23 protein-coding genes are annotated in these 20,502 nt (G+C 52.5%); 10 read left to right on the forward strand and 13 right to left on the reverse strand.

The genetic code is table 11. The features are described 5' to 3' along the window. Window position 1: 1 nt before the first annotated feature. Window positions 2–1,300 carry a D-amino acid dehydrogenase gene (locus ACLJRS_RS05085; protein WP_001266936.1) on the reverse strand — a complete coding sequence of 433 codons (1,299 nt, stop codon included), beginning with the start codon at window positions 1,298–1,300 and terminating at the stop codon, window positions 2–4. Window positions 1,301–1,622: 322 nt separating this feature from the next. Here ACLJRS_RS05085 and ACLJRS_RS05090 point away from each other — a divergent pair, with 322 nt between their 5' ends. Next, the gene (locus tag ACLJRS_RS05090) at window positions 1,623–3,155 is read left to right on the forward strand and encodes a SpoVR family protein (protein ID WP_001240766.1); all 1,533 of its coding nucleotides are present in this window, start codon (window positions 1,623–1,625) and stop codon (window positions 3,153–3,155) included. A gap of 46 nt (window positions 3,156–3,201) precedes the next feature. Here the strand turns inward: ACLJRS_RS05090 and fadR are convergent, their stop codons facing one another. Then, window positions 3,202–3,921 carry a fatty acid metabolism transcriptional regulator FadR gene (gene fadR / locus ACLJRS_RS05095; protein ID WP_000234826.1) on the reverse strand — a complete coding sequence of 240 codons (720 nt, stop codon included), beginning with the start codon at window positions 3,919–3,921 and terminating at the stop codon, window positions 3,202–3,204. A 219-nt stretch (window positions 3,922–4,140) separates the two neighbouring features. Between fadR and nhaB the strand changes: the two genes are divergently transcribed. The 3 genes from nhaB to ACLJRS_RS05110 all read left to right on the forward strand — a co-directional run bounded on the left by nhaB (window position 4,141) and on the right by ACLJRS_RS05110 (window position 6,808). Beyond that, entirely contained in the window at window positions 4,141–5,685 is a 1,545-nt protein-coding gene (gene nhaB / locus ACLJRS_RS05100; protein ID WP_000406429.1) for a Na(+)/H(+) antiporter NhaB, read from the forward strand. Window positions 5,686–5,826: 141 nt separating this feature from the next. Continuing rightward, window positions 5,827–6,357 carry a disulfide bond formation protein DsbB gene (gene dsbB / locus ACLJRS_RS05105; protein ID WP_000943475.1) on the forward strand — a complete coding sequence of 177 codons (531 nt, stop codon included), beginning with the start codon at window positions 5,827–5,829 and terminating at the stop codon, window positions 6,355–6,357. A gap of 109 nt (window positions 6,358–6,466) precedes the next feature. Then, window positions 6,467–6,808, forward strand: coding sequence for a DUF1971 domain-containing protein (locus ACLJRS_RS05110; protein WP_000018968.1), 342 nt, complete (start codon window positions 6,467–6,469; stop codon window positions 6,806–6,808). 71 nt (window positions 6,809–6,879) lie between these two features. On the opposite strand, the gene ACLJRS_RS05115 is transcribed toward ACLJRS_RS05110, so the two are convergent. The 5 genes from ACLJRS_RS05115 to ACLJRS_RS05135 all read right to left on the reverse strand — a co-directional run bounded on the left by ACLJRS_RS05115 (window position 6,880) and on the right by ACLJRS_RS05135 (window position 9,275). Next, entirely contained in the window at window positions 6,880–7,053 is a 174-nt protein-coding gene (locus ACLJRS_RS05115) for a GnsA/GnsB family addiction module toxin (protein WP_001083582.1), read from the reverse strand. Between the two features lie 191 nt (window positions 7,054–7,244). Further along, window positions 7,245–7,382, reverse strand: a complete 138-nt coding sequence (locus ACLJRS_RS05120) for a hypothetical protein (protein WP_001670760.1) — start codon at window positions 7,380–7,382, stop codon at window positions 7,245–7,247. Between the two features lie 351 nt (window positions 7,383–7,733). Beyond that, entirely contained in the window at window positions 7,734–8,180 is a 447-nt protein-coding gene (locus ACLJRS_RS05125) for a YcgN family cysteine cluster protein (protein WP_001285703.1), read from the reverse strand. A 92-nt stretch (window positions 8,181–8,272) separates the two neighbouring features. Continuing rightward, window positions 8,273–8,932: a fumarylacetoacetate hydrolase family protein gene (locus ACLJRS_RS05130; protein ID WP_001519895.1), complete on the reverse strand. Its 660-nt coding sequence runs from the start codon at window positions 8,930–8,932 to the stop codon at window positions 8,273–8,275. A 49-nt stretch (window positions 8,933–8,981) separates the two neighbouring features. Next, entirely contained in the window at window positions 8,982–9,275 is a 294-nt protein-coding gene (locus tag ACLJRS_RS05135) for a YcgL domain-containing protein (RefSeq protein WP_001670513.1), read from the reverse strand. A 125-nt stretch (window positions 9,276–9,400) separates the two neighbouring features. On the opposite strand from ACLJRS_RS05135, the gene minC reads away from it, so the two are divergent. Genes minC through minE form a run of 3 tightly spaced genes read left to right on the forward strand, consistent with a single transcriptional unit; the run spans window position 9,401 to window position 11,214 of the window. Then, a complete protein-coding gene (minC, locus tag ACLJRS_RS05140) occupies window positions 9,401–10,108 on the forward strand; it encodes a septum site-determining protein MinC (RefSeq protein ID WP_000072527.1) in 708 nt (235 codons plus the stop codon). A 23-nt stretch (window positions 10,109–10,131) separates the two neighbouring features. Then, complete coding sequence (gene minD, locus ACLJRS_RS05145; RefSeq protein WP_000101047.1) at window positions 10,132–10,944, forward strand: septum site-determining protein MinD; 813 nt, start codon at window positions 10,132–10,134, stop codon at window positions 10,942–10,944. Between the two features lie 3 nt (window positions 10,945–10,947). Further along, window positions 10,948–11,214, forward strand: a complete 267-nt coding sequence (minE, locus tag ACLJRS_RS05150; protein WP_001185666.1) for a cell division topological specificity factor MinE — start codon at window positions 10,948–10,950, stop codon at window positions 11,212–11,214. A 121-nt stretch (window positions 11,215–11,335) separates the two neighbouring features. Here the strand turns inward: minE and rnd are convergent, their stop codons facing one another. The 5 genes from rnd to ACLJRS_RS05175 form a co-directional block, all read right to left on the reverse strand. Next, window positions 11,336–12,463: a ribonuclease D gene (gene rnd, locus ACLJRS_RS05155; protein WP_001109128.1), complete on the reverse strand. Its 1,128-nt coding sequence runs from the start codon at window positions 12,461–12,463 to the stop codon at window positions 11,336–11,338. A 72-nt stretch (window positions 12,464–12,535) separates the two neighbouring features. Further along, window positions 12,536–14,221, reverse strand: coding sequence for a long-chain-fatty-acid--CoA ligase FadD (gene fadD, locus ACLJRS_RS05160; protein ID WP_000758418.1), 1,686 nt, complete (start codon window positions 14,219–14,221; stop codon window positions 12,536–12,538). Between the two features lie 204 nt (window positions 14,222–14,425). Continuing rightward, window positions 14,426–15,007 carry a Slp family lipoprotein gene (locus ACLJRS_RS05165; RefSeq protein ID WP_000290594.1) on the reverse strand — a complete coding sequence of 194 codons (582 nt, stop codon included), beginning with the start codon at window positions 15,005–15,007 and terminating at the stop codon, window positions 14,426–14,428. Between the two features lie 71 nt (window positions 15,008–15,078). Further along, window positions 15,079–15,774, reverse strand: a complete 696-nt coding sequence (gene tsaB, locus ACLJRS_RS05170; RefSeq protein ID WP_001221014.1) for a tRNA (adenosine(37)-N6)-threonylcarbamoyltransferase complex dimerization subunit type 1 TsaB — start codon at window positions 15,772–15,774, stop codon at window positions 15,079–15,081. A 57-nt stretch (window positions 15,775–15,831) separates the two neighbouring features. Then, window positions 15,832–17,742 carry an ATP-dependent DNA helicase gene (locus tag ACLJRS_RS05175; protein WP_000128803.1) on the reverse strand — a complete coding sequence of 637 codons (1,911 nt, stop codon included), beginning with the start codon at window positions 17,740–17,742 and terminating at the stop codon, window positions 15,832–15,834. Window positions 17,743–17,873: 131 nt separating this feature from the next. Between ACLJRS_RS05175 and ACLJRS_RS05180 the strand changes: the two genes are divergently transcribed. Next, window positions 17,874–18,218: a RidA family protein gene (locus ACLJRS_RS05180; protein ID WP_000029550.1), complete on the forward strand. Its 345-nt coding sequence runs from the start codon at window positions 17,874–17,876 to the stop codon at window positions 18,216–18,218. Window positions 18,219–18,223: 5 nt separating this feature from the next. Here ACLJRS_RS05180 and ACLJRS_RS05185 read toward each other — a convergent pair whose 3' ends face one another. Then, on the reverse strand, window positions 18,224–18,403 hold the full coding sequence (locus ACLJRS_RS05185; protein ID WP_000457328.1) for a YoaH family protein: 180 nt from the start codon (window positions 18,401–18,403) through the stop codon (window positions 18,224–18,226). A gap of 80 nt (window positions 18,404–18,483) precedes the next feature. Between ACLJRS_RS05185 and pabB the strand changes: the two genes are divergently transcribed. Together pabB and ACLJRS_RS05195 are read left to right on the forward strand one after the other, a co-directional pair. Further along, window positions 18,484–19,848, forward strand: coding sequence for an aminodeoxychorismate synthase component 1 (gene pabB, locus ACLJRS_RS05190; protein ID WP_000978458.1), 1,365 nt, complete (start codon window positions 18,484–18,486; stop codon window positions 19,846–19,848). A 3-nt stretch (window positions 19,849–19,851) separates the two neighbouring features. Further along, window positions 19,852–20,430: a CoA pyrophosphatase gene (locus tag ACLJRS_RS05195; protein WP_000381549.1), complete on the forward strand. Its 579-nt coding sequence runs from the start codon at window positions 19,852–19,854 to the stop codon at window positions 20,428–20,430. Window positions 20,431–20,502 lie beyond the last annotated feature (72 nt).

A 20,502-nucleotide genomic window follows, 5' to 3' on the forward strand; every position in this document is an offset into this window, starting at 1 on the left:
ATCAGTTATGCGCGCTATGCAAACGTTGCGGGGGGGTGAGCGTAAAATCGGAACGGTATCGCGCCACGCTCAGATCGTCGTAGGGTATCGCTGGCGTGCGACCCGACAAGATATCGCTTAACAACTGGCCTGAACCGCAGGCCATCGTCCAGCCTAAGGTGCCGTGTCCAGTATTAAGCCACAGATTTTTATAACGGGTGCGTCCTACTACCGGCGTGCCGTCCGGCGTCATGGGGCGCAGGCCGGTCCAGAATGTGGCCTGCTCAATATGACCGCCGCGCGGAAAGAGATCGCGCACAACCATCTCCAGCGTCTCGCGGCGCGGTTGCAGTAAGTCGGTATTAAAGCCCACGATTTCCGCCATTCCCCCCACGCGAATACGCTTATCAAAACGCGTAATAGCGATTTTGTAGGTTTCATCAAGAATCGTCGATACCGGCGCGCCGTCTGGCTCGACGATTGGGATGGTTAATGAATAGCCTTTCAGCGGATACACCGGGATATCAACAATGCCTTTAAGCATCGCCGTCGAATACGATCCAAACGCCATAACATACGCATCTGCTTTAATGATCTCATCGGCGCATTTCACGCCGTAAATCTGATCATTTTCGTACAGTAATTTTTCCACGGGAGTATTAAAGCGAAAGGTTACGCCCGCCTGCTCCGCCATGCGCGCCAGACGCTGGGTAAAGAGCTGACAGTCCCCGGTTTCATCATTCGGTAAGCGCAGTCCGCCGGTTAATTTATGCGCAACCTCAGCCAGAGCGGGTTCAACTTCCGCCAGTCGGCTGGATTCCAGGAGCTGATACGGCACCCCGGCATCTTCCAGCACGGCGATATCACGGGTGGCGTTCTCATACTGTTGCGCGGTGCGGAAGAGTTGTAGCGTTCCCCCCTGGCGGCCTTCATATTCGATACCGGTCGCGGCGCGTAGCGTTTTCAGACAGTCGCGACTATATTCCGCCAGGCGCACCATGCGGCCTTTATTTTCCATATAATGCCGGGTATCGCAGTTACGCAGCATTTGCCACATCCACTTCAGTTGAAATGGGGTGCCATCCAGACGCACCGCCAGCGGCGCATGGCGCTGGAACATCCATTTTATCGCCTTCAGCGGTACGCCAGGGGCCGCCCAGGGCGCCGCATATCCCGGTGAAATTTGTCCGGCATTCGCCGCGCTGGTTTCTTGCGCCGGGCCGGATTCGCGATCGATGACGGTGACATCATGCCCCGCCTGACTTAAGTACCAGGCGCTGGTCACGCCAACTACGCCACTCCCCAGGATGACAACTCGCATAGCCACTCCGTTAATAGTAAAAGAACAATCTTCTGATTACATCTTGATAACCCAGATGAAAATATTATTCAACATATGACTTTTTTATGGTGACGTGCTTCACATATACCCTAAAGACAAGCGATCCCACTGGTTTGGGATCTCCTGCTACGCGGCATGGCTATACAGCATAAAATGATGCCAATACCCGATTTTTTGCCGTTCAATGTGGAGGAAATCGCAAAGAAAAGTTTTCACGATCAAGTCGTTTTTTAACATGGTGTTCTATGCTTGAAAGGAGGCGCTCCATACAGAGAGCGTCGCCAACAATGAGGGTGCGCGAATGGCAATGATTGATTCCATGAACAAGGACACCACACGTTTGAGCGATGGACCCGACTGGACATTTGATCTGCTGGATGTCTATCTGGCAGAGATAGACCGCGTGGCGAAGCTCTACCAACTGGATACTTACCCGCACCAAATTGAAGTCATCACTTCCGAACAGATGATGGACGCCTACTCCAGCGTCGGGATGCCGATCAACTATCCGCACTGGTCGTTTGGCAAAAAGTTCATTGAGACGGAACGTCTGTATAAGCATGGTCAACAAGGACTGGCTTATGAAATTGTGATCAACTCTAATCCCTGCATTGCCTACCTGATGGAAGAGAACACCATCACCATGCAAGCGCTGGTCATGGCGCACGCCTGTTACGGCCACAACTCCTTTTTTAAAAATAATTATCTCTTCCGGAGCTGGACGGATGCCAGCTCTATCGTCGACTACCTGATTTTCGCCCGAAATTACATTACCCGCTGTGAAGAACGCTACGGAGTGGATGAAGTAGAAAAACTGCTCGACTCCTGCCACGCGCTGATGAATTACGGCGTCGATCGCTATAAGCGCCCGCAGAAAATCTCGTTGCAGGAAGAGAAAGCGCGACAAAAAAGCCGGGAAGAGTATCTACAAAGCCAGGTGAATATGCTGTGGCGCACGCTGCCAAAACGCGAGGAAGAAAAAACTGTCACCGAAGCACGCCGCTTTCCCGCTGAACCGCAGGAAAACCTGCTCTATTTTATGGAGAAAAACGCCCCGTTGCTCGAGCCGTGGCAGCGCGAAATTCTGCGCATCGTGCGTAAAGTCAGCCAGTATTTTTATCCGCAGAAACAGACGCAGGTCATGAACGAGGGCTGGGCGACCTTCTGGCACTACACCATCCTGAACCATCTGTATGATGAAGGCAAAGTGACGGAACGCTTTATGCTGGAGTTTTTACACAGCCATACCAATGTCGTATTTCAGCCGCCCTATAATAGCCCCTGGTATAGCGGAATTAACCCCTATGCGCTCGGCTTTGCCATGTTCCAGGATATCAAACGTATTTGTCAGTCGCCCACGGATGAAGATAAATACTGGTTTCCGGATATTGCCGGTTCCGACTGGCTGGAAACGCTGCACTTCGCCATGCGCGATTTTAAAGATGAAAGCTTTATCAGTCAGTTCCTGTCGCCAAAAGTGATGCGTGATTTCCGTTTCTTCACGGTACTTGATGATGACAGGCATAATTATCTGGAGATCTCCGCCATTCATAACGAAGAAGGTTATCGGGAGATTCGATCAAAACTGTCGTCACAGTATAACCTGAGCAACCTGGAGCCGAATATTCAGGTCTGGAATGTGGATTTACGCGGCGACAGATCGCTGACGTTGCGTTATATCCCGCATAACCGCGCACCGCTGGATAAAGGCCGCAAAGAGGTGCTGAAACATGTGCATCGGTTATGGGGCTTTGATGTGATGCTGGAGCAACAAAATGAGGATGGCAGCGTAGAACTGCTGGAGCGTTGTCCGCCGCGCATGAACACGCTGTAATCGAGATGCTGCCCGGTAGTGTTTGCGCTTACCGGGCATCGCGGGATTATCGTCCCTGAATCGCTAAATCGCCGGGCAGATTTTTCTGCATCCGATGCCAAATCTCGCCGCTGTCATGCCCGTAACGTCGCACCGTTTCATACACCTGGTCGTGCGCGCCCTGCTCGCATAACGACGATAATTTATGATAGAAACCCAGTGCCAGACTGCGCGCTTCCGGATTGGCGAAATAGTGGCGACCAATGCGGGTGTATAACCCTTTCATGCCGTTCAGGATCAAGCCGTAAATAGGATTGCCGGAGGCGAATGCCAGACCACGAAAGATGTTATAGTCCAGATCGGCGAATGCATCGGCATGGTCGGCCACTTCGTGGGCAGTGGCCAGCACTTCCTGCGCCTTATCCGGGTGTTGACGCAACGCGGTACGAATAAAGATAGTAGAAATATTGGTACGCACCGACAACAAATTGTCGATCAGTTGCGGAACGCTTTCATGATCAAGGCGGGCCAGCGTTTCAAGGATATTCAGCCCTGACGTTTCCCAAAAATTATTAACCTTTGTCGGTTTGCCATGCTGAATGGTCAGCCAGCCATCTCGCGCCAGCCGCTGTAACACCTCGCGTAATGTCGTGCGCGTCACGCCGATCAGTTCGGAGAGTTCTCGTTCTGCCGGTAAGATCGTGCCAGGAGGAAAGCGGTTATTCCAGATACTTTCAATAATATACTCTTCCGCGAAACCCGCCGGGCTCTGCGCCTTAATGACCATAGTGAGATTTCCATTACACAGCAAAACATAGTTGTACTCATCATACCAGACGGGCGTAACACCTGATAGCGGACGCAATGAAGAAAAAGGGGATCAAGGCACCATTTCTGATATCGCCTGCCAATATCGTTAAGGACTTGCTTGCATTCGTCGCGCTCGCTACTCTCTGTGTTTAAACATAAAAACGCTATTTCATTTTTCTAGGTAAGGAAAAATTTCATGGAGATCTCATGGGGTCGCGCCATGTGGCGCAACTTTTTAGGCCAGTCGCCCGACTGGTACAAACTGGCACTACTTGTCTTTTTAATTATTAACCCATTCATTTTCTTAGCTAATCCCTTTATTGCCGGTTGGCTGCTGGTGGCAGAGTTTATCTTCACCCTGGCGATGGCGTTAAAGTGTTACCCCCTGCTGCCCGGCGGGTTACTGGCCATTGAAGCCGTCATCATCGGCATGACCAGCGCCGCCCATGTACGTGAAGAGGTTGCCGCCAACCTGGAAGTCTTGCTGCTGCTGATGTTTATGGTGGCAGGCATCTACTTTATGAAGCAGTTATTGCTGTTTATTTTTACCCGTCTGTTACTCAGTATCCGCTCGAAGATGGTTCTGTCGCTGGCCTTTTGCGTCGCCGCCGCATTCTTGTCGGCTTTCCTTGACGCGCTTACCGTCGTTGCGGTGGTGATCAGCGTCGCCGTCGGTTTTTACGGGATTTACCATCGTGTGGCCTCATCGCGCGGCGAAGAGAACGATATGCTGGACGACAGCCATATCGATCCGCATTACAAAACGGTGCTGGAGCAATTCCGCGGATTCTTGCGTAGCCTGATGATGCATGCAGGCGTGGGGACGGCGCTGGGCGGTGTCATGACCATGGTCGGGGAGCCGCAAAACCTGATCATCGCTAAAGCGGCTGGCTGGCATTTCGGCGACTTCTTTTTGCGGATGTCGCCTGTCACCGTCCCGGTACTGGTATGTGGACTGTTAACCTGTATGCTGGTCGAGAAAATGCGCTGGTTTGGCTATGGCGAAACGTTGCCCGAAAAAGTCCGCGATGTTTTACAGCAATTCGACGATCAAAGCCGTAAGAAGCGCACCCGCCAGGATAAAATTAAACTAATAGTCCAGGCGGTTATTGGCGTCTGGCTGGTTACCGCCCTCGCCCTCCATCTCGCGGAGGTGGGACTGATTGGTCTGTCGGTCATTATTCTGGCCACCGCGTTAACGGGTGTAACCGATGAACACGCCATCGGCAAAGCGTTTACCGAGTCGCTGCCGTTTACTGCGCTGTTAACCGTTTTCTTCTCCATTGTGGCGGTTATTATCGATCAACATCTTTTCGCGCCGATTATTCAGTTCGTCTTGCAAGCCTCTGAACACGCGCAGCTAACGCTGTTCTATCTCTTTAACGGCCTGTTGTCTTCCATCTCAGATAACGTCTTTGTCGGCACCATTTATATCAACGAAGCGAAGGCGGCAATGGAAAACGGCGCAATCAGCTTAAAACAGTTTGAGCTGCTAGCCGTGGCCATCAATACCGGTACTAACCTGCCATCGGTAGCGACGCCAAATGGTCAGGCGGCATTCTTATTCCTGCTGACCTCCGCGCTGGCGCCGTTAATCCGTCTCTCCTATGGCCGTATGGTCTGGATGGCGTTACCGTACACTATCGTACTGACCCTGATAGGGCTACTGTGCGTCGAATTCACTCTTGCGCCGGCCACCGAATGGATGACTCAGGCAGGATGGTTAGCAACGCTTTCGTAACGTTTGACCGGGCAATACACCGCCCGGCTCCGATTTTTGCCTGATAATTATCCAATTACACATTATTTCATTTCCCGCTAGTGGCGCACGAATTGAATTGGTTTACACTGCGGTCTCTACGCATGTTGCAGGGAAATTATTATGTTGCGATTTTTAAACCAGTGCTCACGGGGTCGGGGCGCATGGTTACTGATGGCGTTTACCGCCCTGGCGCTGGAAATGGTGGCGCTGTGGTTCCAGCACGTCATGTTACTTAAACCTTGCGTGCTATGTATTTACGAACGTTGCGCCCTGTTTGGCGTGATGGGCGCGGGTCTGGTCGGCGCAATAGCGCCGAAAACGCCGCTGCGATACGTGGCAATGGTTATCTGGATTTACAGCGCCTGGCGGGGTCTACAACTGGCGTATGAACATACGATGATTCAGTTGCATCCCTCGCCGTTCATGACCTGTGACTTTATGGCGCGCTTTCCAGACTGGTTGCCGTTGGGTAAATGGCTGCCACAGGTGTTTGTGGCATCCGGTGATTGCGCCGAACGCCAGTGGTCGTTTTTAACGCTGGAGATGCCGCAATGGCTGTTGGGGATCTTTGCCGCTTACCTTGTGGTGGCGATAGCCGTCGTCATAGCCCAGGCATTTAAGCCTAAAAAACGCGACCTGTTCGGTCGTTGATACACACGCTCCTTCGGGAGCGTTTTTTTTTGCCCGAAGCGTTGTTTGCCAGTGATTAAAAGGTGTATATTAAATACATCTTTTAATCACCACATCAGGGAGATGTCTTATGTCCCACTTACGCATCCCGGCAAACTGGAAAGTTAAACGCTCTACCCCCTTTTTCACCAAAGAGAATGTTCCGGCGGCACTGCTCTCTCATCACAACACAGCGGCAGGCGTTTTCGGACAACTCTGCGTGATGGAAGGCACCGTGACCTACTATGGCTTTGCGAATGAAACCGCGACAGAACCCGAAGTGAAAGTGGTGATTAATGCCGGGCAATTCGCCACCAGTCCGCCGCAATACTGGCATCGGGTAGAGCTGAGCGAGGATGCGCGGTTCAACATTCATTTTTGGGTAGAGGAAGACCATCAGGGCGAGGAAATGTATCAACAGAAAAAAGCCTGACATCGGTAAACCAGTCACCACTGGGCGGCGTCCCGCCCAGTAGCCAGGTGATTAATGGCGCTAATTAAACGCTAGAGTAGTTTAATTTTAACGTGGTATCCCTCAAGCCCTTTCATCGTTTCTCGCGGCGCGAACTCTATTTCGGAAACCTCTTGCCCGGTTTTCTTCCGTAGTTCGGCGACCTTTTTGCTAATGAGTGCCGCGATTTCCTCTTCTGCTTTATGTGTCAACTCTTCGCTGTTCATTGATTTCCTCCTTTGAACTCGCAAACGGCTAAGCGCAATAAGACAGTGTCGTCATGGACGCGCTACTATTTTAACGTACAAAAAATTATAGGCTATCTTTCTGAGGATTATCAGGATGTTTCACTTTAGAAGATGTAAAAAACCGCCTGGCACAGACGGTGCATCAGGCGGTTGGTTAATAGCACAAGACGCTATCTACGAGGATCTTCAACCTCATTCTGGGTATCCGGGTCGAGAGGATCGTCTCCCACTGGCGTATCCGGAATATTTTCACCAGGAAGCGGCTCATCCTCTGGTAATGGATCGACTAAATCAGGACGTTCAGACATAAAGCCTCCAACGAACCATAGTTATTAAAGATACCCTACAGCACTACTTTTGGTTTTTCTTTGGATTTTTTCCTTCGTCTTCGGGTGTCTTATCAGGCTTCCTGGGCTGATCCTTTGAAACGCGCAACGGTTGGTTATTCATGGGGTAACTCCTCAGGATAGGCAGCGATATACTGCTTTGAAAGTATAGAGTCGCCGCCATACGTGCGCGAGCGCAGCGACAAGGCGCGTCAGGGAAGAATAGAAGGCAGTGATAACGCCAGGTGACGGAATTTGCACGCAATTCCTGGCTTCAGGGGCCGCCCGGCGTAAATTAAAGAATTGTAAACAATCAGCCGTTTTGCCGAAGACTTATTCTGCCCACGACGGTTTATTTAAAATATGATCCTGCCAGTCCCGTACTTCGGATTCTTTAACCGCGATATGACGGACAGAAATTCGCTCGCCATGCATAGCGGCTTTCGATCCAGTCAGCAGCGGATGCCACGTCGGCAAGGGCTTACCTTCCGCCAACAAACGGTAGGCGCAGGTCATCGGCAACCATTCAAAGTCTGGCAAGTTTTCGCGAGTGAGTTTGATACAGTCGGGTTCAAATTCAAAACGGCGTTCATAATGACGGCACTGGCACGTTTTGATATTTAATTGCCTGCACGCCACGTTGGTGAAGTAGATTTCATCTGTATCTTCATCCATCAGCTTATGCAGGCAGCATTGACCGCAGCCATCGCACAGCGACTCCCACTCGGCATCGGTCATTTCATCCAGGGTTTTACGTTGCCAGAAAGGTGTATCGCTCATTAAAGTATCCGCCATTGCACTAAAGCTGCACCTTATAACCAGTCTGGCCTGCAGATGCAAGTTTTACCGCCGCTGAAGGCGGCAAGCAGATTTTACAGAACGCGGGTAGACAACGTTTCGCCATTAAAACGAATGTCCAGCTCATCGCCGCTTAATAATGGCCCCACGCCTGCCGGCGTGCCGGTTAGCACCACGTCCCCGGCTTTGAGCGTAAAATAGCGGCTCATATAGGCGATAAGGGGCACAATAGGATGAATCATATCCGCGGTCGACCCTTGCTGGCGAACCTCGCCATTAACGTTAAGTCCGATAACCGTATTTTGCGGATCGCCGCAGAAGGCCGCGACAGGGATGAAGCCTGAAATCGGACATGCGTTATCAAAACCTTTGGCTTTTTCCCAGGGCTGTCCGGCCTTTTTCATTTTCCCTTGAATATCGCGCAGGGTTAAATCAAGCGCCACGCCATAACCGGCTATCGCTTTACGTACATGATCTTCGGTCGCCTGGCGGAGCGTTGCGCCAATCAGCACAGCAAGCTCAACTTCATGATGAACAGCCCCCATATCCGCCGGAATCGCCAGCGGCTGGCGAATATCACACAATGCGGTTTCCGGCTTGATAAAAAGCACGGGTTCTTCCGGCGTCGCGCTGCCCATCTCCTTGATGTGATTTGCGTAATTACTGCCCACGCAGACCACTTTACTTACCGGGTAATCAAGCAAGGCGCCTTGCCAGTTACGATGTTGATACATATTTTCCCCTAAGATCATGATGGAATTCAGGCGCGGCGCCGAATACCGTTTAACGGTCAGCGGACGACGTATTTTGTCCTACCGAAGAAAGATGTTGTTTCAGCAAATCTTCCGGCGGCGGCGGCAATTGTAAATAATAGCCCTGCTCGCTTAACGCCTGTTTTACTTTTTCGAGCTCGGCATTGACTAATTTTTTACGTCCATCAAGCGGCAGCATCATCGCTAACTGCGGCTGACCGAATCCTTTCATCAACGCTTCAGGCACTCGCGAAAAATCGTCTTTTTTTTCGACATACAAATAGGTTTGATCGCGCTTGCTACTTCGATAGATCACACAAAACATACTTTTACTCTGAATTAACGGGATGGTGACTTGCCTCAATATAATACTGACTATAACATGCCTTCTGGACTTCGGAATATCACTCCGTATCGGAAATGATAAATAGCAAATTGAGTAAGGCCAGGATGTCAAACACGCCAATCGAGCTTAAAGGCAGTAGCTTCACCTTATCAGTGGTTCATTTGCATGAAGCGGAACCAGAGGTTATTCGTCAGGCGTTAGAAGACAAAATAGCGCAGGCTCCTGCGTTTTTAAAACACGCCCCTGTCGTTATTAACGTTAGCGGTCTTGAAAGCCCGGTAAACTGGCCGGAACTGCATAAGATCGTGACCTCAACCGGCTTACGCATTATCGGCGTGAGCGGCTGTAAAGACGCCAGCCTGAAAGTAGAAATCGATCGGATGGGTCTTCCTTTACTGACTGAAGGTAAAGAGAAAGCGGTTCGGCCTGCGCCCGTTGAGCCGGCAACGCCCAGCGAGCCGCCGCAAAACGCTAATCCCATCACAAAAACGCGATTAATTGATGTTCCGGTTCGTTCCGGTCAGCGCATTTATGCTCCACAATGTGATCTGATTGTTACAAGTCACGTCAGCGCTGGCGCAGAGCTTATCGCTGACGGCAATATCCATGTCTATGGCATGATGAGAGGTCGCGCGCTGGCAGGGGCGAGCGGCGATCGGGAAGCGCAAATTTTTTGTACCCATCTGACGGCAGAACTGGTCTCTATCGCAGGTGTTTACTGGCTGAGTGATAAAATCCCGGCAGAATTTTATGGCAAAGCGGCGCGCCTGCGTTTAGCAGACAACGCTTTGACAGTTCAACCGTTGAATTGATCCCTTTTTAACAAGGAATTTTTATGGCACGCATTATTGTTGTTACTTCGGGTAAAGGGGGCGTTGGCAAGACCACCTCCAGCGCGGCCATCGCTACAGGTTTGGCCCAGAAGGGAAAGAAAACTGTCGTCATTGATTTTGATATCGGACTGCGTAACCTCGATCTGATTATGGGGTGCGAACGTCGTGTCGTTTACGATTTTGTAAACGTCATTCAGGGCGATGCGACACTGAATCAGGCGCTGATCAAAGATAAGCGTACTGAAAATCTCTTCATTCTTCCGGCGTCGCAGACCCGGGATAAAGACGCGCTAACGCGCGAAGGCGTCGCTAAGGTACTGGACTCACTGAAAGCGATGGACTTTGAGTTCATCGTTTGCGACTCGCCGGCGGGTATCGAAACCGGGGCGCTGATGGCGCTCTATTTTGCCGATGAAGCGATCATCACGACCAACCCGGAAGTCTCTTCTGTCCGTGACTCGGACCGTATTCTGGGTATTCTGGCATCGAAATCTCGTCGCGCAGAAAATGGCGAAGAACCGATTAAAGAACATCTCCTGTTGACGCGCTACAATCCAGGCCGCGTCAATAAAGGCGACATGCTCAGCATGGAAGATGTACTGGAGATTCTGCGTATTAAACTCGTCGGTGTGATCCCGGAAGATCAATCCGTACTGCGCGCATCGAACCAGGGCGAACCGGTGATTCTTGACGCCACTGCGGATGCGGGTAAAGCCTATGCAGATACCGTGGATCGTCTGTTGGGAGAAGAACGTCCTTTCCGCTTCATTGAAGAAGAGAAGAAAGGTTTCCTCAAACGCCTGTTCGGAGGATAAATTATGGCATTACTGGATTTTTTTCTCTCGCGGAAAAAGAGTACCGCTAATATTGCAAAAGAGCGGTTGCAAATCATTGTCGCGGAACGTCGCCGTAGCGATGCCGAACCGCATTATTTACCGCAGTTACGTAAAGATATTCTTGAGGTCATTTGTAAATACGTACAAATCGATCCGGAAATGGTTACCGTCCAGCTTGAGCAAAAAGATGGTGATATCTCCATCCTTGAACTTAACGTAACGCTGCCGGAAGCCGAAGAGTCAAAATAAGCTCTTTTATGGGAAAATTCCTGGATTAAAAAAGGCAGAAGAATCTGCCTTTTTTATTTTTTTACATTATTCCGAATACGGACATTTATTTCACTGGCCGTTTTCCCGGCAATTACCGCCGTTAACGCGGATACTCCTGCAACAGAAGAGTTAACTTCTCCGCCATCAGTTCGGCGCGCCAGCCGGAAATCAATTCCGGTTGCCCATTTTGCGGTTTTAATTTCCAGTGCCAGTTAAGCAACTGATTAATCTGCCGACGCGATGCCAGTAGCTCGCCGCTGACGTGATGCGACGCGCTCACCTCCGCCACCAGCGCTTTGATGGCCTTAAACGCTTTGCGATAGCCCGGCATGTCCATCAGATTCAACAGGGGTTCCGGCAATGCCTCTTCCGGTAGCGCCTGTGCTTTCGCCACCAGCGATATCAACGTCTTGCCGTGAAAGCGAATCTCGCTGCCGGAAAGCCCCAGGCTATCCAGCTCACCGAGACTGCCCGGCATATAACGCGCGACCGCCCACAGGTTTTCTTCACGCACAACAAAGTTCACCGCCATATCGCGCTCACGCGCCTTACGTAGCCGCCAGTCAGCTAAAAGTTGCAGACAGGCTAACTGGCGAGTACGCAGTTGCCAGGCATTGGTGATATCCCGCCATGCTTCTTCCGGCGCCTGAATCTCCTGACGGCGCTGCTGCATCAACCGACACTCATCAAGCGCGGCAGGCAGCCATCCTGCGGCTTCAGTTTCAATCATCAGCTTTTTGGCGATCGGTAACAGATACCAGACATCCGCCGCCGCGTATTCACACTGACGTTCGCTTAAAGGCCGGGCTAACCAGTCGGTACGAGACTCGCTTTTGTCCAGCGCCACGCCCGTATACTCTTCTACCATCGACGCAAAACCCCACGACAGCGGACGCCCGCAAAACGCCGCCAGAATTTGCGTATCAATCAGGGGTTCCGGCAGTTCGCCAAACGCATTCAGAAATACTTCCAGATCTTCGCTACCCGCGTGCAGAAATTTGGTGATTCCCGTATCGCGCAACACCGCTTTTAACGGCGACCAGTCGCTGATGCCGAGCGGATCGATCAGGGCGACATTTGCCCCGTCAAATAACTGGATCAATCCTAACTGCGGGTAATAGGTGCGGGTACGGACAAATTCCGTATCTAAAGCAATAGCCGGACATGCGCGGACAGCCTCACACAGGCTCGCCAGCGCATCGTCCGTTTCAATCATTTGGTAATTCAAATCGTGTTCTCTTTGGTTCGCGCCAAAAAAAACGCCGGCTTAACCGGCGTCTCTCGTTAGCTGACTTAACGCTCAGGCTTTATTGTCTACTTTGCCACGGGCTTCGTCACGCAGTTCTCGTCGTAAAATTTTCCCAACGTTAGATTTTGGTAATTCCTCGCGAAACTCGACCTGTTTGGGCACCTTATATCCGGTCAGATGGCGACGGCAGAAGGTGATCAACGCATCGTCAGTCAATGCCGGATCTTTCTTAACCACAAAAAGCTTCACCGCTTCGCCGCTACTACCGGAAGGCACGCCAACCGCCGCGACTTCCTGCACGCCAGAATGCTGCATCACCACATCTTCAATTTCGTTTGGATAAACGTTGAAACCAGAAACCAGAATCATATCTTTCTTACGATCGACAATCCGCAGAAAGCCGTCTTCATCCATAACCGCAATATCGCCCGTATGCAGCCAGCCATCTTTAATGATTTCATCCGTCGCGTCAGGACGCTGCCAGTATCCCAGCATAACCTGCGGGCCTTTCACGCAAAGCTCTCCGGCCTCACCCGGCGCGACTTCGTTGTCATCGTCATCCACCAGTTTGGCTTCTGTTGACGGTACTGGCAGGCCGATACTGCCGCTGTGATAATCAATATCATGCGGGTTGACGCTCACCAGCGGGGCGCACTCGGTCAGCCCGTAGCCTTCCAGCAGGTATTGCCCGGTCAGCTTTACCCAACGTTCCGCAACGACGTTTTGCACCGGCATCCCGCCGCCGGCTGACAGATGCAGCGAAGAAAAATCCAGCTGTTGAAACTCTTTATTATTGAGCAGGGCGTTGAATAGCGTATTAACGCCAGTCATCGCCGTAAATGGATATTTCGCCAGCTCCTTGACCAGGCCGGGGATATCACGCGGATTGGTAATCAGCAGGTTTTGCCCACCCAGCTCGATAAAAAGCAGACAGTTCATGGTTAAGGCAAAAATGTGATACAGCGGCAGCGCGGTCACTACCAGCTCTTTCCCCGGGTGCAGCAGCGGCCCATAGGTCGCTTTCACCTGCTCCAGATTCGCCAGCATATTGCGGTGGGTCAACATCGCGCCTTTCGCCACGCCCGTCGTACCGCCAGTATATTGCAGGAAAGCCAGATCTTCAGCGACAACCTCGGGTTTGACATACTGCATACGGTAGCCATGCTGTAGCGCGCTGCGAAACGAGATCGCATCTGGCAAGTGGTATTTTGGCACCAGACGCTTGATGTATTTCACGACAAAGTTAACAACCGTACCTTTGGCGGTAGAAAGCTGGTCGCCCATCCGCGTCAGAATAACGTGCTGTACCGACGTTTTCTCGACCACTTTTTCCAGCGTATGGGCAAAGTTAGAAACAATAATGATTGCCGCCGCGCCGCTATCGTTAAGCTGATGCTCAAGTTCGCGCGGCGTGTAAAGCGGGTTAACGTTCACCACAATCATGCCGGCGCGTAAAATACCAAATAGCGCGACAGGATACTGCAACAGGTTTGGCATCATCAGCGCCACACGGTCGCCTTTTTTGAGTCCCAGCCCTTGTTGTAAATAAGCCGCAAATGCCCGACTACGTTCTTCTAATTTACGGAAGGTCATTACCTCCCCCATATTGACGAACGCAGGCTGATCGGCATAGCGCGTCGCCGCATGTTCAAACAGTTCAACCAGGGATTGATAACGGTCAGGGTTGATCTCCGCCGGAACATCAGCAGGATAACGGTTAAGCCAAACCTTCTTCAATGCATCACCTCTAAAATGAGTGTTCGTCGTCATCACAACCCCAGTTAATAAACAAGTCGTTAACATTATATTAACTCAGCGTACCAGTTTATTAATTATGCAACTGAAAGGTTGCGAAGCGCGTCACTATTTATTTTTATTATGTCTCTATGAATGCAGAAACAGCGGACCAGCCGCTGTTTCTTTTATTGATAAAACAAAGAGTTACTCTGTTACTATCGTCTGAACCTCCGCGGGTCCAGGGTTATACCATCCCCAACCGCCATAGCCATAAGGCCAGGCGCGTCCGCCGTAAAACCACGGATCGATCGGCTGTGGAGGCATGACGACCTGCTGAACAAGATGCCAGCGTTTATAGCCGGTAGCCTGCATCAGCATAAATTTATACGGCGTATTGCCGATTTTACCGTCAACCGTGCCGGTTATCGGGCCGACAACGGTAACTAACTGGCCACGGAAGTCCACCGGGTCCAGAAAACCGTTCACATCGGCAAAAATTCTGCCGCGCGAGGCTTCGCCCAGAACAGGACGCGCGCCGCTATCAAGCGGTACGGTCGCGATTTCAAGCCGGGTTTTTCCCTGCTGATTTTGCACCGCCACAACTTTGCCGCCAAAACGCGCCTCTTGCCCGATATAGAGCTGCGGCGCATTCATCACCCGCACCAAATCCTGCTGCGGCGTCGGACTCGAACCTTTAATGGCATCCGGGATAGTCACGCAACCGCTCAGCATAAGCGCAAAAGCGCACGCCAGCGCCCCTTTTATTAACCGTTTTTGAACCGCCATGATGCGACTCCTTTTTCTCGACCTCTATTCCACCCCACAGCATAAAGTATGGGGGGTAATAGTAGTGAGAGTCATTCTTTGCCGGGAAGTTTCTTCCACGCCACTTCGTTACGCAAATAAACCGGCTCGGCATGTTCCACGGCAACGGTCTCTCCTGCCGCCAGCTTTTGACTGGCGATGGGCAACATATCTTCCGCTGCCGGGAGCGACACCTCCCCATCATGAAGCGTCAGGCCGCATTCCTTCGCCAGATCGGGCCACGCGGACCAACCCGTTCCTACGGTCGCCCACTCGCCGGAAAGCTGTTTCAACCGCTCGCCGACCCGTTCCGGTTTCAGCACCGCTTCCGTCTCTTCACCCTGCCAGACGCCCTGCGCATCACGCTGGTATTCCGCCCAGTACACTTCGCCCATCCGCGCGTCAATCGCGGCGAGTACGCGGGTCGCGCCAGTTTTACGCCATGCGCCCTGCGCCATCGTGGCAAGCGTCGAAACACCGATCATCGGCAGATTTGCCCCTAACGCCAGCCCTTGCGCAATCCCAATGCCGATACGCACGCCGGTAAAGCTGCCCGGACCGCGCCCAAACGCCAGCGCATCTATCTCATTGAGCGAGGCGCCGCTGGCGGCCAGAATCTCCTGCACCATGGGCAGGATACGTTGAGTGTGTTCTCGTGGACAAAGCTCAAAGTGAGCATTGATAGTACCGTTGTTCCACAGGGCGACAGAACAGGCCTCTGTGGCGGTATCGATAGCCAGAATTCGCATGAGGTTTCGTGCTTAGATCAATAAAATAGCGCGCATCTTACCATACTCCGTAACAAATTACTCGGCGGATGGAATCGCAAGAAAGCGAACGGCACGGGCGATATCACGCGTGCGCGGCGCAGGAGGCAGGCTGGCGAGAAACGTGGCGCCATAGGGCCGCATCACCAGCCGGTTATCACAAATCACTAACACCCCGCGATCGTCCGCATCGCGAATCAGCCGCCCCACCCCCTGCTTCAGCGTAATCACCGCGTCGGGCAGTTGAACCTCATCAAACGGATCGCCACCGCGCAAACGACAGTCTTCCATTCGCGCTTTTAACAGCGGGTCGTCCGGGGAGGTAAACGGCAATTTGTCGATAATCACCAACGATAACGTATCGCCGCGCACGTCCACCCCTTCCCAGAAGCTGCTGGTGGCGACGAGCAGTGCGTTGCCGGCGCTAACAAATTGCTGTAACAGTTGGCCTTTACTGGTTTCCCCTTGCAACAATACCGGCAGCGCCATGGTGGCGCGAAACTGCTCCGCCAGATCGCGCATCATGGCGTGTGAGGTGCACAGCATAAAACATCGCCCGTTATTGGCTTCGATAATCGGCCTGAGCATAGCCGCCAACTGTCGCGCCGCGCCGGGCTGGTTGGTTTGCGGTAGGTTACGCGGTACGCAGAGTAACGCCTGGCGCGTATAGTCGAATGGGCTGGGCAGTAGCATGGATTCTGCCTGTTCAATTCCAAGACGGGCGGTAAAGTGGTGAAGATCATCATTTACCGACAACGTGGCCGAGGTAAAAATCCAGCTACCGGGCTTCTGTTCCATCACCTCTTTGAATTTGTCCGCCACGGTGAGCGGCGTCAGCGCCAGGGTGAAATGGCGCGAGGTGCACTCATACCAGTAGCTGTATCCCGGCTGATTGATCTCTTTTAAGCGTTTCAGCCGTGAACGGTATAGCGTGGCGCGTTCAAAAGCCGCATCCAGCAGCGCCGAACGGCCCAGCGACAGCTTCGCCACGTCGTAACAAAGCTCCAGCGTATCATCCAGCAGTAAAAATGCCCGTTGGATACGTGAGTCGGCTAACAGTTCACGCAAATTTCCCCGGTAGCCGGGCTCCCCCAGTTGCAGACGAAAATCCTGGGCGCTCTGGGCAAGGCGATCGGCGCATTTTTGCAACTGTTGAGTGTCTTTCAGTTCCGTCCGGTAGGCGATGGTGATGTCTTTTGCTAAATCCAGCAACTGACGGCTGGAGAGCGATTGTCCGAAATACTGGCTGGCGATGTCAGGCAGTTGGTGGGCTTCATCGAAGATCATTACTTCAGCCTGAGGGATAAGTTCGCCAAACCCGCTCTCTTTAACCACCATATCCGCAAGAAATAGGTGGTGGTTTACAATCACCACATCCGCGTCCATCGCCTTTTTACGCGCTTTCACCACAAAGCACTCTTTGTAGAGCGGGCAATCGCTGCCAAGGCAGTTGTCGTTGGTACTGGTGACCAACGGCCAGGCCTGGGAATCCTCCGCCACGCTGACGCAGGTGCTGATATCGCCATCCCGCGTCTGATTTGACCAGGAGCGCAGCAATATCACGTCGCTTAACGTTTGTACCGGTAAATCGCCGCCCGCCAGCGCTTGTTGTTCCAGCCGCTCCAGGCAGAGGTAGTTTGAACGTCCTTTCAACAGGGCCGTCTTACCGGTAAACGCCAACGCTTTTGCTACCGTCGGCAGATCGCGGCTGTAGAGTTGATCCTGCAACGCTTTCGACCCGGTCGAAATAATGACTTTTTTCCCGGCGCGCAACGCCGGAGCGAGGTAAGCATAGGTCTTCCCGGTTCCGGTGCCGGCTTCAACAACCAGAGGCTGCGCATTTTCAATCGCTTGTGTTACGGCAACCGCCATTTGTCGCTGTGGTTCGCGCGGTTTAAAGCCGGTTATCGCTTTGGCCAGTTGGCCATCTGCTGCAAAATCGTCCGTCACACTGCCCCCTGTTAATTTGCACAGGGGATTATGTCAGGGTAGAAAGGCTTACGCCAGTTACAGAGGTGACGGCGGCGCCACATTGTGGCAGTCTTGAGCCATTCAAATGGAAAGCAAATGAGGAATAAGTGATGTCTATCGTGCGTATTGATGCCGAAGATCGTTGGTCAGACGTGGTGATCTACAATAATACGCTGTGGTATACCGGCGTGCCGGAAAACCTGGACGCCGATGCTTTTGAGCAAACGGCGAATACTCTGGCGCAAATTGATGCGGTGCTGGAAAAACAGGGCTCCAGTAAGTCACGTATTCTGGATGCCACTATTTTCCTGAGCGATAAAGCGGATTTTGCCGCCATGAATAAGGCGTGGGATGCGTGGGTCGTCGCAGGCCATGCGCCGGTACGCTGTACCGTACAGGCCGGGTTAATGAATCCGAAATATAAAGTTGAGATTAAGATTGTCGCGGCGGTATAAGCCGGTTATTCGTCTTCATCCTCAAAACGCGCCACTATCCGTTCGCCGGTATGGTTGGCGCGAAGTTCGCCCGCCACCTGGGCAATCGCTTCTCCGCTACTCATACCTTGCGACATCAATTCCTGGATACGTTCTACGGCTTTTTGCTGTTGTTCATGACTGAGTGAAGGTAAACCTGCAAACATGATTAACTCCTGCTAAATTGTTAGCGCTAATTATTTCACGCTACCCGGCGGTAAGCCAGTAGTGTTGTAACGAGTCAGGAATGATGAAGACGTTATCTCCCACTGTTATCACCTTACCCTGGCGTCCGGACGCCGCTGAACACTATTTTGCGCCCGTAAACCATTTGCCCTGGGCGATGCTGCTGCATTCAGGTGATGCTATTCATCCCTATAACCGCTTTGATATTCTGGTCGCCGATCCTGTCACCACACTGACCACGCGCGCGCAGGAAACCACGGTATGTACTGCGCGCACGACTACCGTCACTCTCGACGATCCGTTACACGTTTTGCAGACTCAACTGGAGGCGCTGCCTTTTCATCCTCAGCCTGACCCTGACTTACCCTTTCAGGGCGGCGCGCTGGGTCTGTTTGGTTATGATTTAGGGCGGCGTTTCGAAATTCTGCCCGATACTGCCGCGCGCGATATCGCTTTACCCGATATGGCGATTGGCCTTTACGACTGGGCGCTGATTGTCGATCACCATAAACAGGTAGTATCGCTGATAAGCTATCACGATGCAGACGCCCGATATCGCTGGCTCACCAGCCAGCGCGCGCCGACCCGCACGCCCTTCAGGCTTACCTCAGCCTGGCAATCCAATATGACGCGTTGCGAGTATGGCGAGAAGTTTCGTCAGGTGCAGGCCTGGCTGCACAGCGGGGACTGCTATCAGGTCAATCTTTCCCAGCGTTTTCAGGCGAGCTACGAGGGTGATGAGTGGCAGGCTTTCGAACACCTTAACCGCGCAAATCGCGCCCCGTTCAGCGCCTTTCTTCGTTTACATGACGGCGCCATATTGAGCCTTTCTCCCGAGCGTTTTATCCAACTGGAGAATGGTCATATTCAGACGCGCCCGATCAAAGGTACGCTTCCACGGCTTAACGATCCGCAGGCGGATCGTCAGCAAGCGCAGAAACTGGCCAACTCAATGAAAGATCGCGCTGAAAATTTGATGATCGTCGATTTGATGCGTAACGATATTGGCCGGGTCGCCGTACCGGGTTCGGTGAAAGTGCCGGAACTGTTCGTCGTCGAACCATTTCCTGCCGTTCACCATCTGGTTAGCACCATTACCGCCCGTTTACCGGACTCGCTTCATGCCACCGATCTGCTGCGCGCGGCTTTCCCCGGCGGCTCCATTACCGGCGCGCCTAAAGTGCGGGCGATGGAAATTATCGACGAACTGGAGCCGCAGCGACGCAACGCCTGGTGCGGTAGCATCGGTTATCTGAGTTTCTGCGGCAAGATGGATACCAGTATTACTATCCGCACCGTCACGGCAACGCAGGGCCAACTCTATTGCTCAGCCGGCGGCGGTATCGTGGCCGATAGCAACGAAGAAGCGGAATATCAGGAAACTTTTGATAAAGTTAATCGTATCCTGCACCCACTGGAGAACTAATACGTGGATACCAGCCGTCTGACGCTCAATCATTTCTTATCGCGCTTTCAGCTTTTGCGCCCGCAGATGACTCATGAAACGTTAAATCAACGTCAGGCCGCCGTACTGATCCCTGTGGTTCGCCGCCCCCAACCGGGGCTGCTGTTGACCCAGCGGGCTATTCATTTGCGCAAACACGCCGGACAGGTCGCCTTTCCCGGCGGGGCCGTGGACAGTACCGATGCTTCGCTTATCGCCGCAGCGCTTCGCGAAGCGCAGGAGGAAGTCGCCATCCCGCCGCAAGCCGTGGAAGTGATTGGCGTTTTACCGCCGGTAGACAGCGTGACCGGTTTTCAGGTCACCCCGGTGGTCGGCATTATTCCGCCAAATCTCCCCTGGCGCGCCAGTGAAGACGAAGTGTCTGCGGTGTTTGAAATGCCGCTGGCGCAAGCGTTGCAACTGGGTCGATATCATCCGCTTGATGTTTACCGTCGCGGCAATTCGCACCGCGTATGGCTCTCCTGGTATGAGCATTATTTCGTCTGGGGCATGACCGCAAACATTCTTCGTGAGCTGGCGCTGCAAATCGGCGTAAAGCCCTGACTGTACACAACGCCATTCACGTTGCCTCAAGGCGGTAACAATCGCCTCCCCCAAAGAGGCAGCCTGAAGGGC

The sequence above is a fragment of the Salmonella sp. SAL00670 genome, assembly GCF_046552235.1.
Taxonomy (GTDB): Bacteria; Pseudomonadota; Gammaproteobacteria; order Enterobacterales; family Enterobacteriaceae; genus Salmonella; species Salmonella enterica.

Coding starts and splice junctions, on each gene's coding strand:
- ACLJRS_RS05085 (WP_001266936.1), bottom strand. CDS start 1,300: ATGCGAGTTGTCATCCTGGGGAGTGGCGTAGTTGGCGTGACCAGCGCC.
- ACLJRS_RS05090 (WP_001240766.1), top strand. CDS start 1,623: ATGGCAATGATTGATTCCATGAACAAGGACACCACACGTTTGAGCGAT.
- fadR (WP_000234826.1), bottom strand. CDS start 3,921: ATGGTCATTAAGGCGCAGAGCCCGGCGGGTTTCGCGGAAGAGTATATT.
- nhaB (WP_000406429.1), top strand. CDS start 4,141: ATGGAGATCTCATGGGGTCGCGCCATGTGGCGCAACTTTTTAGGCCAG.
- dsbB (WP_000943475.1), top strand. CDS start 5,827: ATGTTGCGATTTTTAAACCAGTGCTCACGGGGTCGGGGCGCATGGTTA.
- ACLJRS_RS05110 (WP_000018968.1), top strand. CDS start 6,467: ATGTCCCACTTACGCATCCCGGCAAACTGGAAAGTTAAACGCTCTACC.
- ACLJRS_RS05115 (WP_001083582.1), bottom strand. CDS start 7,053: ATGAACAGCGAAGAGTTGACACATAAAGCAGAAGAGGAAATCGCGGCA.
- ACLJRS_RS05120 (WP_001670760.1), bottom strand. CDS start 7,382: ATGTCTGAACGTCCTGATTTAGTCGATCCATTACCAGAGGATGAGCCG.
- ACLJRS_RS05125 (WP_001285703.1), bottom strand. CDS start 8,180: ATGAGCGATACACCTTTCTGGCAACGTAAAACCCTGGATGAAATGACC.
- ACLJRS_RS05130 (WP_001519895.1), bottom strand. CDS start 8,932: ATGTATCAACATCGTAACTGGCAAGGCGCCTTGCTTGATTACCCGGTA.
- ACLJRS_RS05135 (WP_001670513.1), bottom strand. CDS start 9,275: ATGTTTTGTGTGATCTATCGAAGTAGCAAGCGCGATCAAACCTATTTG.
- minC (WP_000072527.1), top strand. CDS start 9,401: ATGTCAAACACGCCAATCGAGCTTAAAGGCAGTAGCTTCACCTTATCA.
- minD (WP_000101047.1), top strand. CDS start 10,132: ATGGCACGCATTATTGTTGTTACTTCGGGTAAAGGGGGCGTTGGCAAG.
- minE (WP_001185666.1), top strand. CDS start 10,948: ATGGCATTACTGGATTTTTTTCTCTCGCGGAAAAAGAGTACCGCTAAT.
- ACLJRS_RS05165 (WP_000290594.1), bottom strand. CDS start 15,007: ATGGCGGTTCAAAAACGGTTAATAAAAGGGGCGCTGGCGTGCGCTTTT.
- tsaB (WP_001221014.1), bottom strand. CDS start 15,774: ATGCGAATTCTGGCTATCGATACCGCCACAGAGGCCTGTTCTGTCGCC.
- ACLJRS_RS05180 (WP_000029550.1), top strand. CDS start 17,874: ATGTCTATCGTGCGTATTGATGCCGAAGATCGTTGGTCAGACGTGGTG.
- ACLJRS_RS05185 (WP_000457328.1), bottom strand. CDS start 18,403: ATGTTTGCAGGTTTACCTTCACTCAGTCATGAACAACAGCAAAAAGCC.
- pabB (WP_000978458.1), top strand. CDS start 18,484: ATGATGAAGACGTTATCTCCCACTGTTATCACCTTACCCTGGCGTCCG.